The sequence below is a fragment of the Ohtaekwangia kribbensis genome, assembly GCF_042676245.1.
Classification (GTDB): Bacteria; Bacteroidota; Bacteroidia; order Cytophagales; family Cyclobacteriaceae; genus Ohtaekwangia; species Ohtaekwangia kribbensis.
The window spans coordinates 246,789-266,633 of the sequence record NZ_JBHTKA010000003.1; the positions used below are offsets into that span (position 1 = coordinate 246,789).

Consider the following 19,845-nt stretch of genomic DNA (forward strand, 5'->3'; position numbering starts at 1 on the left):
CCCAACACATTAACACCTCAACACATCCATCAGAGCTTCGTTCCCTGAATAAGAATTGAAGCCCTGATAGATTTTTCCTTCAGATGTAAAAACCTCTTCCTCTCTTCATCGAGTTTGAAGTTCTCAAAGTCCTGCTGTGAATCAAACTCCACGAGATGTATCTCGTACGGTTTATCAGTGCTATACTCAATATATGCGTCATCGTCCGGCCTTACGCGAAACAACAGTCGCCCGTTATACTTTGCAATAATGGGTATAGCAACAGCCTCGAATTGATCGAAGACATCCTCCTGCCCCGGAACGATGTAGATGAGTTGCGTGATGTAGAGCATTCTTTTTTAGAGCTGCTGGCTTCGAGCTGCTGGCCGCCAGTTTGATTACACTAATTTAACGATATACTTCAAACTTTATGTCACCAGGTAAAGCACACATAATTAAAAGACTCAAACTACGTACACACGTAAACACATTATTCAACAACCGTCTCGCTCTTCGTAATGCCACTCTCATTAAACGCCTCGATCGTATAGTAATACTTCTCTTTAGCATTAAGGCTATTGATCGTCACGGTAGTGGCATCGTATACCATATAGCTTTGATATAGCTTATTTTTGGCGAGACCATAGCTAATAACGTAGCCGGTAGTATTGGCGGCTTTGTCCCAGGTGAGGGTTACGCTGCGTTTGTCGTTCGCGTTGCGTTGCGCTTGCAAGTTTGTGACTTTAGCGGGAAGATCGCCATTTGCTTTACCGAAAACTCGCAATCCGCTCACAGCAAAATTACCATCCGGTACCTGGACATTTGAAAGTTTAATATACCGACAAGCTATCTTCTGTTTCAACGGGAAGTATGGATGCGATTTATCAGTTTCGCTTTTCGATTGGCCGATCAGCATTGTCCAATCGGTGCCGTTGTCAGAATACTCAACGGTATATCTGTGAAAAATATCTTTTTGTCTGCCGAAGATTTTTGTATTGTGTTCTGCAAAGTTGATCTGGACAGCATATACATCTACGGTCTTTTCCAGATCGAGTACCACGTGCTCGCCTGCATTTCCGCTTTGCGCTGACCAGTAGGTTCGCATGTTCTCATCGGTTATATAGCTGGCCGGAAGTGAATCGATAGACGATGACACCTGAACCGGTTTATTATAGGATAGCAACATCCATCCCGGGAAAATCTCTTCGAAGTTGCTGATTTGCTTCTTCGGCATGATCATCGGGTAATCGCCATACTTGGTGGTTGCATGAAGTGTACCTTGCTCATCGAAAAATGTAGGATATAACACCAACCTGCGCTCAAACATGTGTTTTACCGAGATTGTACTCGTGCCTATATGCCAGTAATTTTGATAAGGATCAGCAAATGTACTTCCATGACCGGCAGCCGCAGCAAAACCGCCCGGCTTATAGGCAAACGGATTATGGGCCTGAATCGTAAATGGTCCCAACGGACTGTCTCCTATATATACAGCATCACTATAGCTTTTGTATTCTGTACCCGGGCCCGCATACTGCAGGTAATATTTACCATTGTGTTTATTTACCCATGCGCCTTCAATCCACGGAGCCTGCTTCTTCCGCGTGTTATTATCGCCCGGCACTTCCCATCCATGATTGGCAGTATCCGCACGAAGCAGTTCTTTTGGTTGTCCTATAAATGAAAAGTTCTTTTTGTAATCTACCTCAACGCCATATATAGGGTTTACATCCGAGCATCCCCAGTATAGATATAGTTTTTTATCGTCATCGAGATAGAAGGCAGGATCCCATACGGGGCGTTCAAGCTTCTCACGTGCAATAGTCCACTTACCACTAAGCGGATCGGATGATTTATACAACGTACTCTTCTCGTTGGACGAAGCCAGGAAATATAGTGTATCCTGAATGGCGATAGCAGTAGGCGCATATTCTTCTACCGGTATCTCACTGGTTTCAACGAATGTCCAATTAACCAGGTCATTCGAATACCAATACCCACCTGACTTGGATGCAAACAAGAAATAGCGGTCTTTAAACCAGACGATCGAAGGATCGGCGGCCTCTCTTCTCGAAGGTTCATCCAGGCAAAACCTGTAACTTATATCAATAGGATTGCAAAATGTTTGTGGAGTATCTACAACAGCTTCAGGTTCATTCTTTTTGCATGCTGCGAGGCAACATACCAGTGCCAGGAAGATAACTGCTTGCTTTACTGCTTTCATCGGGTTGATTTAGTATTATGTGTAAATTTAACACCTATTACTAAATCCTGCATAGACTTTAATATTTTTTATTCGCTGTAAACTGTTACATCTCCAGCTTCAACGACTCTCCTTCTATAAATTTACCTTTGGAAGACGTGATCTTTATCTTTTGATCGGCCGTGTAGCCAAGTGTTTCACCATCTCTAAGTGTAACATCGCTACCTACTACATATGCACTAATATTAAGAATAAAATTATAGAGCTCCTCCAGTTTCAACTTCGAATCAATCACTTCAATTTCCTGCTTTCCAAAGACTGATAATCCATACGTATATATACTATTGCCTGCTTGTGAACCACGCAAACCAATATATACCCAAAGCGGTATAGGCGTCCTGTCATCTTTCAAATCCGTTACGAAATCCAGGTACTGCTCCCTTGGAATCAACAACGTCTGACTCCCCTGATAAACTCCAATCGCATTAGATGTTGATAATATAGCGCAAAGTACTTTACTAAAAATCCGATAACGCTCCACAGCGCTTTTGCTTCCTGACATCATGGAAACAATAGCGTGTCCATTGTGTTCTTTTAAATCCTGTGCGGCCGTTTGCCAGTTGTACGCATATTGTGCCGTTCCCTCGATATCGCCCCAGGGTATTTGAGCAGGCATATAGGCAATGGCAACCATCTCACTGTTAATCCTGAACACAGCGGTATTGTCATCCCCTTGCAAGTCAGTCACATTTAGTCCCCAAAAACTTTTCAGGTTCCCCAGAACACTATTCAAATTATATTGTTCGCCATTGTTAAACATCGGCATAGCGAGCAGTGTCTTACTTTCCGGTTGTGCAGATGAAGGAGTTTCTTTCTTTTTAAAAATATCAAAAAGTCCCATGTGTGGATTTTAATTTATAGTATAGCAAATCGAGTTCTGACTGTTAGCTGCAAGCTACTAGTAAAATGCATATTTTTGATCAGGAAACTACTAACAAAATCGTTGTCTCAAAGTCTTGAGTCCTATATATCCTGACACCATTCCAACTCTCTCGACCCGGCTCGCGGCCAGCAGCTATTTCCGCTACCGAACGTTTTCGTCCGCATTCGGCCAGCATAGTATAGCTACCCCGTTGATTTGCAATACCTTACCCCCGGCATTAAGCTTGCAATAGAAAAGCAAACCCAACCCTATGTTCTTGAAAACCTTTGTCCGCACGTTTAAGAAAAACCGTTTCTTCTCGCTCCTCAATGTATTCGGACTCGCTCTCGGCATGAGTGTTTTCCTACTCATCGCTCTATATATAAAATTCGAAAGCAGCTACGAAGACTTCAATCCTTCTGCATCTTCTATCTATCGCATTGCATTGGAAGTATACCGGAACGAAGAACGCCTGCAGGCAAGTGCGGAGAATTATCCGGCACTTACGCATGCACTGGCCGATCTCCCCGAAGTGCTGGATGTTACACGTGCTTATAATTTAGGCTACAAGAATAATGTGATCATCACGAATGAGCATGGCTCACACGGACCTGTGGCCATCAAGCAAAAAAGATTTCTCTATGCTGATTCTTCGTTTCTGTCGGTAATGGGCTATACGTTATCCGCTGGTGATATTGCCACAGCTCTGGCAGAACCCAACAAAGCGGTGATCACCCGGGAATATGCAAGGCTATATTTTGGTGACGAGAATCCGATCGGCAAAGAATTACACATGCATGATGATGACAGCAACGATGAACTTGTGCACGTAACCGGAGTAGTGGATGAGACACATGACAATACGCATTTGAAATTTGATATACTCTTCTCGTATAAAACACTATTCGCGCGACAGGGTGATCCAAGGTATTATGCCTATGGCGGGATACCTCGCTTTGACCTGAGCTGGACACGCAATGACATGTATACCTATGTAAAGCTTCGTCCAGGTACAGATGTGAACGACTTCACCAAACGCCTTAATACACTTGAAAAAAAGTATAATCCAAACATCGCGCAAAGTGAACAGCGAAATGTATTTACAGTACAACCGCTGCATGATATACACCTTACATCTCAACTGGCAGACGAAGCCGAACTGAACAGCGATGGACGCATCCTATACTTCATGGGATTAATCGGGTTGTTCGTATTGGGTATATCGTTAATCAACTATGTAAACCTCGCCACCGCACAAGCCATGGAGCGTGCACGTGAAGTAGGTGTTCGTAAAATCATGGGTGCGCTGAAAGTTCAACTCGTAAAACAATTTCTTACCGAGGCTTCGCTCATCAATCTTGCTGGCATTATTCTGTCGCTTACACTCGTGAGCGCTATACTACCGATATTCAACTCCATATCCGGCTTACCGCTCGATGTAAATTATTTGCTGCAAACCTGGTTTGTGGTTTTGCTATTTATACTTTGGATGGGAGGCACAGTACTTGCAGGTTTTTACCCGGCTATGATACTATCATCTTTCAGTCCATTGTTGATTGTTAAAGGAAGAATGAAAAACAGTTCCAGGGGTGTATTATTGCGTAAGTCATTGGTGGTGGTTCAATTCGTAGCTTCAGTATCACTGATTGCCGGAACACTCATTGTGTATAGTCAGCTGAACCACATGCTGAATCAAAATATAGGGGTAAATATAGATCAGGTGCTGGTAGTAGAGCGTCCGGGTATAGGGCCAAGATTGCCAGGATTCAATGCATCGGTAGAAGCATTTCGAAATGAATTAAAAGGTAGTGCTGCGGTAGAATCGTTCAGCATGTCATATACTATACCCGGCAAACAGCGTCAGTACAAAATAGACGTAAAGCGTTACGGCACCGCTGACGACCAACTTATGTCTGTTCTCACCAACAGCATGGACTACGAGTTTGCAGATGTCTATAAAATGAATCTGCTGGCCGGCAGAGTATTTTCACACGAGCATGTGCAGGATGTGGACACATCGGTTGTAATTACAGCGTCACTGGTAAAACAGTTAGGGTTTAAGGATCCTGAAGATGCTATAGGACAAACACTGTCCATTCCGGATTGGTATGATCCGATCATTGTAGGCGTTGTGAATGATTACCACCAGGTATCGCTAAAGAATCCACTGCAACCTACAGTCTTTTACTGCGACATCGAAAACGGAGAATACTATTCGCTGCGTATTCACTCCAAAAATATTACGGAGACAATCGCACAGATTGAGAAAGCATATATCAAAGCTTTTCCGGGCAATCCATTCGAATACTTTTTCCTCGATGACTATTTCAACGCACAATATAAAAATGAGCGCCAGTTCGGCCTACTGTTCACCACCTTTGCTGCGTTGGCGCTGGCCATTGGTTGTCTTGGATTGTTAGGGCTTGCGGCCTATACCACGATGCAACGCACCAAGGAGATTGGCATACGAAAAGTACTAGGGTCGAGCGAAATTGGAATTTTCTTTCACCTGTCCAAAGAATATATCAGACTCATTCTGCTTGCAACCGTTTTGGCGGTGCCTCTGGTATATTTCGTGATGAACGAATGGATACAAAGTTTCTCATACCACGTAACTATACAGGCTGAAGTATTTGTTATAGCAGGGTGTTTTGTACTTACCATGGCCATGCTCACCGTGAGCTTTCAGACCATTAAGGCTGCGCGCGCAAACCCGGTGAAGTCCTTGCGAAGCGAATAGTATTAATTAGCTTCGAGCTTTGAGCTTCCAGTAGCTACAGCGCAAGGCTCGAAGCTATCTCCAATCTACTACTGGGTCGATCCACTCGCGATACCCTTTATATATGAACCCATGGCTGCGGCCTGTATTAAGTTTTATCTCTTTATAGGTTGCCAGCGTTTTTCTACCTGTAAAAATAGAGCCACAGGTTCCGTGCGGGTCCGTTGACTCAATTATTGAGAGGAAGTGCCCATATAGTGTAAGATGTTGGTACTCTTTATATGTATCAGGCCAGCAACCGCCCATCACCACATACCGGATGCTTTTGTTCTGGAGTCGTGCAGAGACATGCAGTGTAATGTTCCAACCGGCAGAGGCACCCAGCACCAGTATATTTTCAGCCTTGACGTTTTTACGAAGTAAAGAGTCTATTTGCGACACTACTCTATTGACATACACAGAGTCGTCAATATCCGGTTTACGATTTTCGCTGATAACGTGAAAACCGCGCTTGCTCAACGAATCTAAAATATTCAGATACTCATACGGTCCCCATTCAGGCACGGACTGATTAACGGCATTATTACCGAGTATAGTCACCACTCCACCGTGTTGGTAGAATATGAAACGGTCAGTCCGGCTAAATTTATCGGGCAAATATATACCCACTGTCTGAGCAACAACTTCGGTGCTCGTCAATAATAGTATCAGTGCAAGTCTCATCGGATAATATAATATTAGTTGCATGGCTTCTGACTACTGGTTGCTGGAAAAGTAGAATTACATGAATCAATCGCTACTATATATACCATGAAACCAAGATTCCACAAAAGCCAGGAGCTAGCAGCCAGTAGTCAGATACTCTTCATACAAATATACCCTCCACAATTTGCAGTTTTTACATCAGGAGGCTATAGTAATTTTAAATATTAAGCTTCTGTTGTCAATCATAAACCTTTTAGCTAAGTTCGATATACTTTATAAAAATCCCCCTCGATATGAAAAACAAACAACCCACGTTAGCAGCCAATAGGCATGCCTGTCGGCTTGGCACGACACCACCAGGATCAACGACTCCGCAACTCCGATCGTGTATGGTATAGCATACCCGATACGTTTCCTCAATTTAGTCTATAGTATACCAGTCTTTAATCATCCTGATACTTTCAGCGTTGGTTAGATATCCTTTTGTTCCCGGCTGCGGTCTCCTTCCTGTTGTACCATTCGCCTTTTCAAAACCCACATCTTATGAAAAGCACTATGTTATGTACCATAGGGTCTGCGTGACCTTATTGCTATCGTTATGCCCGATCGCATAGCTATTAAATTTAAGCTACTTCCCTGTCATTTTTTTATTAAAGTAAAAACCCCTCGTTTATGAAAAGAATTTTATTCGGTTCATTCGTAGCCGTTTGGCTATGTAGTATGCTCGCGTTTGCCTTGTCTGCACAGCCTTGCACACCGGTTAACAAAATATCATCCTTTCTTTACACTGCATTTTTTCTGGGCGAACAAAATACCATGGAACTCAGGGCAGAGTACGGAAGTATATATCTGAATGGTGTATTCACCGTTACCAGCGGAACGCTTCCTCCGGGGCTATCGCTTATCGGAAACAAAATTACAGGTATACCTAACACAGTAGGAACCTATACCTTTTCCATAGGTGCATCATCGGCTCCGGGTTGTCCTATATTTCAGCGAACGTTTACAATAAAAATAGTGAGCGATCTGCCCTGTAGCGAGTTTGCTATTACATCAACCAGTAATCCGCCCACGTCAAGCACTAGCTCTGGATCCATCGTTTTTAAAACAGAGCATTTTGATTCCGTTCAATATACTGTGGTAACTATACCGCCACGATTTTCATTTAGCCATGTAGAAGGGTCAGCGCAGGCTATAGTAAGTGGTATGCCATATCCAGGGCTTAACGTAATTGTGCTGGCCGCGCAAAGCAACAAAGGCTGTCGCGACACTATTCGTTTCGAGTGGTACGTGCAATCGCCTCCTTGTTTAGCACCTCGTCTGGATTCTATAACACCACGAGGTCCTAAACTACTATACGGTATTATGGGTATACCGTACGATCAATTTTTCAGCACGGGGTTAGTGCCCAGTATCACCATGACTGTATCAGAGGGATCATTACCTCCCGGCCTTACTTTCGAGAATAGGCGCATCACAGGTACACCCAGCGCTACCGGTATATATCATTTTAAGCTGCGCGTCACCGGACGTTGCTCCGAATCTATCGAGCAAGCCTACTACATTGAAGTAGTTCCACCTAATACCATTTGCAAAAGTTATGATGCTATAGCACCAACACCCGCAGAGGTTTCTGCCACTACCTATTATGTAAAGAAAAAATTCTCCATTATGTTCTCGGCCAGCCGGAGTGGCGTTGTGGACGACAGCGCGCAGTTTGTATTAACAGAAGGTTATCTGCCCGATGGGATAACGTTAAATGGGAATATACTGAGTGGAGCAGTTGATTACGAAAGGAACTGGAATTTTACAATTGGCGCATTTTCCAAAGATGGATGCCCATATTACCAGCAGCAGTATTCTATACAATTTATCTTGGAAAAGCCTTGTGATGCTTTTAATATAGTTACTACCTGGGGCGAACCGGGGTTCACCATGGTGGGCGTAAATATGTTCAGCTATATAGGTATAAGTAGTGTTGGTGGTGACTTCGATTCTGCAACATTTGAAGCCGTGCATCTGCCGCCTGGTTTTCAGGCTGAACCTTCTTACTACCAGATACACGTGTTTGGACATGCCCTGCATGTAGGCTATGATGAATTTGTAATTGCCGCGACCACACCAGAAGGTTGCCAGGATACATTGGTGGTTGGTCTTAATTTTACATGTCCCTTTCCACAACCTATATATCCAGAACCGAAAGACATTGGTTACCTTCATATCAATGAAGCATATTATCAATCTATAGGCTTTGAATCGCCCTATATAAATTTTGATGCGGACTATGACAATTTTCGTTTTGAGATAACAGAAGGTGCTTTACCTCCTGGTATAACACTGTCAGACACAACCCTGGTGTGGGGTTATCTCCACGGAACACCAACCACAGCAGGAACCTATCCATTTACAGTAACGGCCATGATTGAAACATGCGCTATAACAGAACAAGCTTATACATTCGTGGTACGCGAACCTGTACCATTTAAATCGCTCACTATATATGCTGAATGCTCTGAAGATATATCGTATAAAAAATGGCGTATCAACAATCCCAACAATTTTAATATCCCGATAACCTACCAGCCCTACTATTTTTATAACTATGGGCCAATAAACCACGTTGCCACACCGGGGAACAGCTATATAATATTGGGAACCTATAACAGCTCCGAACCAAGCTTACCCTATACAGTACAGGTAAAATGGGTCGATGGCGATGGTACACCACGAAGCCTGCTTAAATCAGCGAGCACAGAACTATGTAATCCTCCGGCCTGTGCGTATGCTTCTGATATAGTTACGCTTCACCAGGGATTAACAAAAAGCGGATATAGTATCGACCTAGATTTAAGCAGGACTGTATGGGCGCTCGGCACACCAGACTCACAGGATGAATACTGGCCCTCCATACGTTCGTATTCATTGGGTTACAATGGTTTTATAGTATTACGCATGAGCAGTGCTATATATAACGAACCTGGTAACGACTTCATGGTATACGAATACTCGTATGGTGAACCTGCATTTGCCAAAAATCCGGAGCGCGCTGAAGTACAGATCTCGCAGAACGGTACAAATTGGGTGTCGCTGGGATTAACAACACCTTCTTCATGCCAGGGCACTCTTGATCATGCATTTGATATAGCCGGAAAATTACCATGGTTCCGCTATGTGAAAGTAATTGACAAAACCGATCGTAATGCCCGCATCCTGAATGGCGCGTGTAGCCCTACCGCTGTATTTGCTTTCGATGGTGTATCCGATGGGTTTGATCTTGACGCCGTAACATGTATAAATAGTAGCACCCTTGCGCGGAAGGATGTACAGGAAGAAGAGTCATCATTCAACAGCACATCAGTTCTATACCCGAACCCCGTAAAAGACTGGCTCACCGTTGACCTGTCGGAAGAAAATATAGCAACCGATAAACAGATCGAGTTGCACGTAATCGATCTCAGCGGCAATTCACGCTATCGAAATATACATTCACTCGAGCCAAACGGCACCACGCAATTAAAAGTATCAGAACTTCGCACGGGCATGTATATACTCCGTGTACAAACCGCTGCCGGGCATTCACGGTTTTACAAATTTCTAAAAGACTAAAACATTAAAGGTGGCTATCGTTTCTGGATAGTCGCCTTTACCTATACACTATAAGTATAAACTGCTCACTCTTGTCCAAAAACAGAGTTGGCAGCTATACATCACACCAAAACTCATTTATCATGAAAAAGCATGTGTTTAGTTTTTCCACAGCATTTTGCTTGCTGTGTTGTCTGCTACCGCTTGTCTTGTCTGCACAACCTTGCACACCGGTTAACAAAATTTCATCTTTCCTGTATAGCGGCTTCATCATTGGTGAACAAAACACGATGGAACTGCGGGCGGAGTATGGAAGTATATATCTAAGAGGTGTATTCACCGTTATGAGTGGTGCACTACCTCCCGGAGTTATTCTTGAAGGGAATAAGATAACCGGTATACCAACGGCTGTCGGCACCTATATATTTACGATTGGTGCATCGTCTGCTGCAGGATGTCCTGTATTTCAGAGAACATTTACATTGAACGTTTCATGGAATTTACCATGCCGCGAATTTGCCATTACACCGGCAAGCCCGCCACCATCAGCAGCAGGCTTTAGCGGGTCTATTACTTTCAGGACCGAGCATTTTGACTCTGTTCAATATTCATCCGTCAGTCTGCCTGCCGGATTCAATCTGAATCATAATCCCGGCTCTTACGAGACGGTCGTAACAGGCACTCCGCAAAATGCAGGACTATATACCATTGTGCTTGCTGCCCAGAGCAACAATGGTTGCCGCGATACCATTCACTACACCTGGCAAGTATATTTATATTGTCCAACAACTGCACTCGACTCCATAAATCCACGAAAACCCAAGCTACCGTATGGCGTTATCGGCATATCGTACGATCAAGCTTTCGACAATGGGTACTTCCGGGATTATAACATCGTTTTATCAGAAGGTTCATTACCACCCGGACTTACTCTTGAGAATAAACACATTATCGGAACACCTACTACGGTAGGTATATACCATTTTACACTTCGCGCTATACACCCTGTTGTAACTTGCGCATACATCGAACAACCCTACTATATTGAGGTATCACCTCCTAATACAGTGTGTAAAATTTATGACGCTATAGCGCCAACACCGGCCGAAATATCCGCCAACACATACTACGTAAAGAAAAATTTTAACATTACCCTATCAGCCGGTATGGGTGGCATTACAGACGACAGTGCCCGGTTTAAACTGACCGAAGGTAATTTACCGGATGGCATAACTTTAAATGGAAGTATACTGAGTGGACAGATCGATCATGCCCGTACATGGAATTTTACGATAGGCGCATTTTCAAAAGATGGATGTCCATATTATGAACAATCATACGTCATACAATTTATTCTAAAAGATCCGTGTGATGCTTTTAATCTGCAGGGACTTATGGGTGAGCCTGGATTTACGATGGTGGGGGTAAATATGTTTGTGCTAATAGGTACTTATTCAAATTTTGATTCTGTAACCTATGAAGCTGTCCATTTACCGGTTGGATTTGAAGCCAGGGATTACGGGGGAAGCATAGAAGTATCCGGACGCGCACTTTATGAAGGTTATGAAGAATTTGTGATTGCAGGAACTACAGTGGAGGGCTGCCAGGACACGTTAACAATCGGACAAAATTTCACATGTCTTATGTCCCAGCCTTTTATTCCCGATGCAAATATGCTACCCTATGTCCCTATTCATGAACCATATTCGCAATACGTAGGCTTCGAAGATCTCTATATGATTGTTGACGTAGATTATACTTTATTCCGTGTAGAAGTAACACAAGGTTCGTTACCTCCAGGTCTTACGCTTAGGGATACCGATTATGTAGGCGGATTTATAGAGGGTACACCAACCACCGAAGGAAGCTATACGTTTACGGTAAGTGCCATTATTTCCGAGTGTACGATTAATGAACAAACCTATACGCTGGTGGTTCGTGGCAATACACCTTTTCAGTCGTTCACATTACATCCGGTTTGCTCCGAAGACGTGACGTCAAAGACCTGGAGAGTTCACAATCCCAATGGCTTTGGTATTCCTATTCGTTACGGACCAGTATACTACGATGGCTATACCGTTTCTATCCTCCCTTTTGGTATAGCACCTGCCGGTGAATTCTATATTACAATCTATGCTGATAAAACTATGTCCCCTACACTTCCCGGTACAATCCGATTAAGTTGGGCCGATCCGGATGGGACACCGCGCAGCATTACCAAATCTGCCAGTACAGAGTTATGTGATCCACCCGCGTGTGCGTATGCTTCAGATGTAGTTACAGTTCACCAGGGGCTTACTAAAAACGGCTATAACATAGATATCGATGCCAGCAAAACTACAAGGTCTCTTGGCAATCCCGATGCGCATGATGAATATTCTGCTCGCATTAATTACTACTCATTGGGCTATAACGGATTTATAGTACTCCGCATGAGCAGTAATATATATAATGAACCTGGCAATGACTTCACCGTTCATGAATACTCGTATGGTGAACCTACATTTGCCAAAAATCCGGAACGTGCTGAAGTACAGATCTCACAGAATGGTACCACCTGGGTAACATTAGGACTAACAACACCGGCTTCATGCCAGGGTACACTTGATCATGCTTTTGATATAGCTGGAAAATTACCATGGTTCCGCTATGTAAAGGTGATTGACAAAACTGATCGCAATGCACGTATACTTAACGGTGCGTGTAGCCCTACCGCTGCATTTGCCTTTGATGGCCTCTCCGATGGTTTTGACCTGGATGCTATCACTTGTGCTAATGGCAATGCCGTTGCACGTGAAGTAGCAGCGATAGAAGAAGAGCCATCCCACTCCAGCGCATCAGTTCTATATCCGAACCCGGTAAAAGACTGGCTAACCATCGACTTGTCCAAAGAAAATATAGTATCTGATAAACAAGTTGAACTACGGGTAATTGATTTAAGTGGCAATTCACTCTATCGAAATATACATTCACTAGAATCGGATGGCACCACACAAATAAAAGTATCAGACCTTCGTACAGGCATGTATATACTCCGTGTACGAACCACCACCGGCTCCTCCGGATTCTATAAATTCATAAAGGACTAACAAATAAAGGCGACTATCGTTCAGGGATAGCGCCTTTACTTTCTTCTTCCTAAATTATTAGTCACTTCTATCGATTGGCTTTTATTTCAACGACCTGAACTAACATGGTCGGCAGATACCTACAGATTACTGCAAACCCACCTGTTATGAAAAAACATCTATTCATTTTATTTACAGCTCTTCTTGGGCTGTATTGCTTGCTCCCATGCGTTACGTCAGCGCAACCTTGCGATCCGGTCACCAAAATTTCGTCCTTTCTTTATAACGGTTTCCTTGTTGGCGAGTACAATGCCATGCAACTCCGGGCGGAGAATGGCGGTACACATCTCCACGGTGCGCAATTTACAGTCACAAATGGTACACTTCCCCCGGGGCTCATATTGAGCAATTTTGGAATTACCGGTATTCCTACTGCTGCAGGAGCCTATACATTTACCGTTGGGGTATCGACCAATGCCGGTTGCCCGGTGGCGTTAGAGAGAACATTTACGCTGACTGTGTGGTGGAATTTACCCTGCGATGAATTTCAAATAACAACAACAGGTTTTGTTCCGAACCTGGTAAACGCCAGTGGTCAGGCCCGTTTCTATACAGAGCATTTTGACTCTGTTCAATATACTACCGTCAGCCTTCCGTCCGGGTTCTCATTAAATCATATAGCGGGTTCTTACATGGCGACAGTAAGTGGCACAGCACAGTATACCGGAACACATACAATTATTCTGGCTGCCCAAACCAATCAAGGCTGCCGCGACACGATTCGTTATAATTGGCAAGTGCGCTGTCCAATGGCAGCATCTGATTCCATAACGCCGCGAGGTCCCAAGCTCGCGTATGGCGTGATCGGTATACCATACGATGAACATTTTGCCAATACTAAAATTGTTTTATCGGAAGCTAATTTGCCTCCCGGACTTACTATCGAGAACGAGCACATTATTGGTATACCAACCACAACCGGTATATATCATTTCAGACTTCAGGCTATACACCCTACTGCCAATTGCGCCTACGTGGAACAGCCGTACTATATCGAAGTGTCGCCACCGAATACGATATGCAAAATTTATGATGCAGTGACACCAACACCTACAGACATTTCTGCCAATACCTATTATGTGAAAAAGAATTTCTCCATTACATTATCGGCCAGTAGGGACGGCGTTGTAGACGACAGCGCACAGTTTACTCTTACAGAAGGCAGTTTACCGGATGGCGTAAGCCTAAGTGGAAATGTATTGAGTGGACAAATCGATCACGCTGAGACATGGAATTTTACGATCGGAGCATTTTCGAAAGACGGTTGTCCCTATTATAAACAGCAATATTCCATACCCTTTATACTGAAAGATTCCTGTGATGCTTTCAATATAGTTCGTGTTTCGGGTGGGCCGAGTCCGGAACAAACTATGGTGGGAGTAGGTATATTTGATATTATCAGCAGCTATGAGGACGATTCTGTAGTATACGAGGCTGTAAATTTACCTCCCGGATTCTGGTCAGATCCTTATCCGGAACTCATATATATAGGAGGTATTCCAGAACAGCCAGGTACAGCTGACGTTGTTATTGCCGGGACTTCGTCTAAAGGCTGCCAGGATACACTGATCATAACCAGGAATTTTACATGTATTCCTCCGGAGCGTATTATTCCAGGTACACTTCCTTACCTCCCTGTCAATGAGCCCTTCTCTCAGTATTTTGGTTTTGAAAATCCCATGGCTGCTCCTTCTTTCTACCACGTAGAAGTAATACAGGGACAGCTTCCTCCCGGCCTTACACTCACGGATCAAGATGAATTTACAGGTATAGGAGCCATCATGGAGGGCATACCGACTACATCGGGCATGTATACATTTACAATAGGCGTTTATGTGGGACCGTGCCTCGTCAACCAACAAATATATACCCTCGTAGTACGAGAACGTACACCGTTTCGATCGATCACTGTGCATGCAGACTGCTCCGAAAGTCTAAACAACAAGAGGCTCCGGGTTCACAATCCCAATAACTTTGCTGTTGACATAGCGTATAGAACACTGTATTACCAAGTGTCCGTAGGTTCAGCTACGCTCCATCCTGGTGATAATTATATTTATCTCACGGGGAACCTGATGACACCTCCCACAGAACCGACTGTCCCGAATACCTTGCAAATACACTGGGGCGATGGTGATGGAACGCCACGAACCATAGTCAAATCACCAAGTACAGAATTGTGTAATCCTCCTGCATGTGCATATGCTTCTGACGTAATTTCACGTCACCAGGGTTTAACCAAACGCGGTTATACCTTGAACGCCAATGTCAGCCGAACCCTATCAGCACTTGGTGAGCCCGATGCAATTGATGACGAGCCAACGATTTACGCCCGGTATTTCTCATTGGGCTATAACGGATTTATAGTACTCCGCATGAGCAGTGATATATATAATGAACCTGGCAATGACTTCACCGTTCATGAATACTCGTATGGTGAACCTACATTTGCCAAAAATCCGGAACGTGCTGAAGTACAGATCTCACAGAATGGTACCACCTGGGTAACATTAGGACTAACAACACCGGCTTCATGCCAGGGTACACTTGATCATGCTTTTGATATAGCTGGAAAATTACCATGGTTCCGCTATGTAAAGGTGATTGACAAAACTGATCGCAATGCACGTATACTTAACGGTGCGTGTAGCCCTACCGCTGTATTTGCCTTTGATGGCCTCTCCGATGGTTTTGACCTGGATGCTATCACCTGTGCTAATGGCAATGCCGTTGCACGTGAAGTAGCAGCGATAGAAGAAGAGCCATCCCACTCCAGCGCATCAGTTCTATATCCGAACCCGGTAAAAGACTGGCTAACCATCGACTTGTCCAAAGAAAATATAGTATCTGATAAACAAGTTGAACTACGGGTAATTGATTTAAGTGGCAATTCACTCTATCGAAATATACATTCACTAGAATCGGATGGCACCACACAAATAAAAGTATCAGACCTTCGTGCAGGCATGTATATACTCCGCGTACGAACCACCACCGGCTCCTCCGGATTCTATAAATTCATAAAGGACTAACAAAATAAAGGAGGCTACGAACATTCATAGCCTCCTTTTCTATACATTTTAATATTTTTTTTGCAGAAAAATTACTCCTTACTCTATTTCTGCCAAGTAGTAGAAACGTATTTTCAACTAAAATCCACTAGCAGCCAGAGGCGAACTGCTCACAGCCATCTCTTTACTTCTTACTTAAAACATAATTACTCCGCGAAGGATGAATCGTCAACCCTGGCACCGATTCACATTTCAAACCACAACCTGCAGCCACGGCATTCACCTCCTGGTACGATATAGTCAGTAACTTTGCTTTCTTTGACGTCTCGGAGTACGAGGAGAATAGAACATATAGCACGAAACGCGTGAACGAAATGACTTTACCACGTTTGAGACACTGGTATAACAACGCCAGCGCATCGCGATACGATGACGTCTTTTGATCAATCACATCGGCTACAATAATTCTGCCCCCGTTAGTTAGATAACCTGACAACATATCGATAACCAGACTGAACGACTGCACATCCGGAAAATATTGCGAGATGCTGAGCAGTATAATAAAATCATATTGCTTTTCCGCGAGTTGTTGTTGCAGTGTTAAGCGCGTCTGCCCAATGTCAGTGCTGATCAGGGCAAACGTATAATGCGGATGATTCTGTTTTGCCTGCTCAATAAAAAATGGATTTATATCGACACCTGCTATATGTTGCGTGGTGCGCTGCAGATCATCAATCAAAAACGCAGGCCCACAGCCATAGTCAAGTATATGATGGGAATTGTCGATATGATATGTAGCAACGAGCTTCTTTGCAAAACCCTGCGTTGCAATCTTCATCACTTCGTAAAAAGCTGTCTTTTGAGTTTCCCAAAATTTTCCCCATTCCCCAGACTTAACAGTATCGCTGGCTGTACCAGCATTCTTCGTAGCGTGCATTTACCCTAAGTATATCTGTTCAAATGTAAGTAAAATATTGTTCGATGCTCACATCAAAACTTTAGCAAAACACATGAACCAGCATTGCCAAAGCACGTCCATTCGCGGACAAAAGTGTATGTGAATGAACGGTATACTTTGCTGAATTCGCTATTTTGCAATATCCTGCTCACTGGCATACATATTGACATACCCAAACCATGATTAAAAATTACCTGCTCATAACCTATCGAAGCATGATGAAGAACAAGGCCTTCATCATTATCAATGTATTCGGCATGGGCATCGCGCTTGCCTGTTGTATCGTGAGTTACCTCGCCTACCAATACGACTCTGACTTCGATACGGTTCATAAAAACGGTGAGCACATTTATCGCGTCAGTGTAATACGATCGTTCGAAAATACATCTACACGTTTTGGCTATGCATCGCTTCCACTGGGCGAAATTATGGACAAGACTTTCCAGGATGTAGATCATTCCTCCTTGTATACCGACTCGTATTCAAATTTCAAGCGCGAAGATGACTTGTTTGCTTCGCGGGTCTCATACGTAGAACCTGATTTCTTCCAGATGTTTTCGTTCAATTTTATCGCAGGCTCATCCGATGCCATTCGCGATAAAAGTAATGTACTGATCAGTGAGTCCATGGCTGTGCGTTTATTCAATAGTCCGGCAGAAGCCTTGGGTAAAACCATGACACAAGTGTATGGCCAGGAACTGAAAGAGGTAAAGATTGCCGGTATATTTCAGGATCCACCTATGAACTCATCTTTCCACAAGCAAGGCGGTTTAGCGTTCATGAATTTCGAGAACTATAAAGATGAGTTCCCGCATGCACCTGAAAATGACTGGCACCAGTTAGGAACATTATTTATCCAGATCAACCATACGGATCGAAAAGATATAGTATATAAACAACTTCAACCCTATATCAAAAATAACAACGAAGTCCAGGAAAACTTCCAATTGGCCGAGTTCGCCCTCGATCCTTTTTTGAGTATGGCGCATCATGACCGTGACGAAGACGTTCGCTCCCAAACGTGGGGTGCACCACCCGTAGCAGCCATCATTGGGTCTGTTATTATGAGCGGATTGATTCTGTTGATCGCGTGCTTTAACCTGACCAATACTGCCATTGCTATTTCTTCCAGACGGTTAAAAGAGATTGGCATCCGCAAAGTAATGGGAAGTGTGCGGATACAACTCATCATTCAATTTATAGGAGAAACCACCTGCGCCTGCCTGCTTGCACTGATCGTTGGTGTCGCGCTGACAAACTTCCTCGTAGAAGGCTGGAACCTCATGACCGGAAATAATATACACCTGGAAGTAAACTATTTTGATCAACCGTCTATATTATTTTTTATTATCGCGTTGCTGATTATTACCGGTATTATAGCGGGAAGTTATCCTGCATTTTATATCAGTAAATTTCAACCGGTAAGTATACTTAAGGGGAAACTCAAGTTTGGAGGCACCAACTATTTTACCCGCATTCTGCTCTGCCTGCAATTTGCCATTTCATTGATCTCGATTGTCAGTGCGTTTGCATTCTTACAAAATGCACGTTACCAACGGGAGTATGATCTTGGTTTTGATATTCGCGGTTCTCTGATTGCTCCGGTAAACAATAGAAGTGAATTTGATACGTACCGAAACGCATTACAAAACAATCCGGAGATACTTTCGATAGCAGGGGCCAAAAGCAGCATTGGTTCTTTCAGAATGCACGAAGCGGTTGAACATGAAATGAAAAAGGCCGAAGTAGATATCGTTGAAGCAGGTGATGATTACCTGAAGACGTTCAACCTGCAACTTACCCAGGGTCGTGATTTCATCAGCAACTCAGAAACAGATATGAAAGAGTCCGTGATCATCACTGAAAACATGGCTACACTCTTTGGACTCACACAGCCGCTGGGTAAAGAAATTGTTTGGCGCGATAGCATTCGTCTTTTTGTGATTGGTGTCGTAAAAGACATATATACACAGGGATTATGGCGTGATCGCGATGCGCTTATGATGCGCTATATACCGGCCGATCAGTACAGTAATATTATTGTAAATGCAAAGGCTGAAAATATAGCTTCCGTTCAGGACTACATGCAGAAAGAGTGGTATAAAATATTTCCCAACAGGCTATACCCGGGCCGCATGCTGTCTTCCGATTTGCAGACAGTGACGAATCTCAACATGAGTGTTGTGTATGGATATACATTCCTAGGAACACTTGCTCTGCTTCTTTCCGTTACAGGACTATTCAGCCTGGTGTCCTTAAATATTGTGAAGCGTATGAAAGAGATTGGCGTTCGAAAAATACTCGGAGCCTCCGTCTTCAATATCAGTCGAATTATTAATGCAGAATTTATCATCATCCTGTTGGTAGCCTCAGCACTGGGAGCCTGGGCCGGCTATACATGGTCAAATACAATTATGAGTAACATGTGGCGATACTATAAAGGCGTTGATATATATGCCGCTGCCATGGCAGTCGGATTATTATTAACAATCTGCGGTCTTACCATTGGTTACAAGATATATACCATCGCCACGATGGATCCTGTAAAAACACTGCGCGATGAGTAGAGATGATCACGCGTAGGTAACACTCACAACATCTCAGGTTTAGGTCGGAAAGGCTCTGAAGAAATTCA

Annotated in this window: 10 protein-coding genes; 5 read left to right on the forward strand and 5 right to left on the reverse strand. The window is 43.6% G+C overall.

Features of this window, described 5'->3' with window-relative positions; all coding sequences use genetic code 11:
- Positions 1–29 precede the first annotated feature (29 nt).
- The 3 genes from ACFQ21_RS11610 to ACFQ21_RS11620 form a co-directional block, all read right to left on the reverse strand.
- Positions 30–332 (reverse strand): DUF1330 domain-containing protein, encoded by a 303-nt coding sequence (locus tag ACFQ21_RS11610; RefSeq protein WP_377579131.1) that lies wholly within the window; start codon positions 330–332, stop codon positions 30–32.
- Between the two features lie 137 nt (positions 333–469).
- Positions 470–2,203 carry a family 43 glycosylhydrolase gene (locus ACFQ21_RS11615; RefSeq protein ID WP_377579133.1) on the reverse strand — a complete coding sequence of 578 codons (1,734 nt, stop codon included), beginning with the start codon at positions 2,201–2,203 and terminating at the stop codon, positions 470–472.
- Positions 2,204–2,288: 85 nt separating this feature from the next.
- The gene (locus ACFQ21_RS11620; RefSeq protein WP_377579135.1) at positions 2,289–3,083 is read right to left on the reverse strand and encodes a DUF4261 domain-containing protein; all 795 of its coding nucleotides are present in this window, start codon (positions 3,081–3,083) and stop codon (positions 2,289–2,291) included.
- 292 nt (positions 3,084–3,375) lie between these two features.
- Between ACFQ21_RS11620 and ACFQ21_RS11625 the strand changes: the two genes are divergently transcribed.
- Complete coding sequence (locus ACFQ21_RS11625; RefSeq protein WP_377579137.1) at positions 3,376–5,844, forward strand: ABC transporter permease; 2,469 nt, start codon at positions 3,376–3,378, stop codon at positions 5,842–5,844.
- 54 nt (positions 5,845–5,898) lie between these two features.
- Here the strand turns inward: ACFQ21_RS11625 and ACFQ21_RS11630 are convergent, their stop codons facing one another.
- The gene (locus tag ACFQ21_RS11630) at positions 5,899–6,570 is read right to left on the reverse strand and encodes a hypothetical protein (RefSeq protein WP_377579139.1); all 672 of its coding nucleotides are present in this window, start codon (positions 6,568–6,570) and stop codon (positions 5,899–5,901) included.
- Positions 6,571–7,200: 630 nt separating this feature from the next.
- Here ACFQ21_RS11630 and ACFQ21_RS11635 point away from each other — a divergent pair.
- The 3 genes from ACFQ21_RS11635 to ACFQ21_RS11645 all read left to right on the forward strand — a co-directional run bounded on the left by ACFQ21_RS11635 (position 7,201) and on the right by ACFQ21_RS11645 (position 16,273).
- Complete coding sequence (locus ACFQ21_RS11635; protein ID WP_377579141.1) at positions 7,201–10,134, forward strand: putative Ig domain-containing protein; 2,934 nt, start codon at positions 7,201–7,203, stop codon at positions 10,132–10,134.
- 122 nt (positions 10,135–10,256) lie between these two features.
- Positions 10,257–13,202, forward strand: a complete 2,946-nt coding sequence (locus ACFQ21_RS11640) for a putative Ig domain-containing protein (protein WP_377579143.1) — start codon at positions 10,257–10,259, stop codon at positions 13,200–13,202.
- A 146-nt stretch (positions 13,203–13,348) separates the two neighbouring features.
- Complete coding sequence (locus ACFQ21_RS11645) at positions 13,349–16,273, forward strand: putative Ig domain-containing protein (RefSeq protein ID WP_377579145.1); 2,925 nt, start codon at positions 13,349–13,351, stop codon at positions 16,271–16,273.
- Positions 16,274–16,436: 163 nt separating this feature from the next.
- Here the strand turns inward: ACFQ21_RS11645 and ACFQ21_RS11650 are convergent, their stop codons facing one another.
- Entirely contained in the window at positions 16,437–17,189 is a 753-nt protein-coding gene (locus ACFQ21_RS11650; protein ID WP_377579147.1) for a class I SAM-dependent methyltransferase, read from the reverse strand.
- Between the two features lie 200 nt (positions 17,190–17,389).
- Here ACFQ21_RS11650 and ACFQ21_RS11655 point away from each other — a divergent pair, with 200 nt between their 5' ends.
- A complete protein-coding gene (locus ACFQ21_RS11655; RefSeq protein WP_377579149.1) occupies positions 17,390–19,777 on the forward strand; it encodes an ABC transporter permease in 2,388 nt (795 codons plus the stop codon).
- The last annotated feature ends 68 nt before the right edge of the window (positions 19,778–19,845 follow it).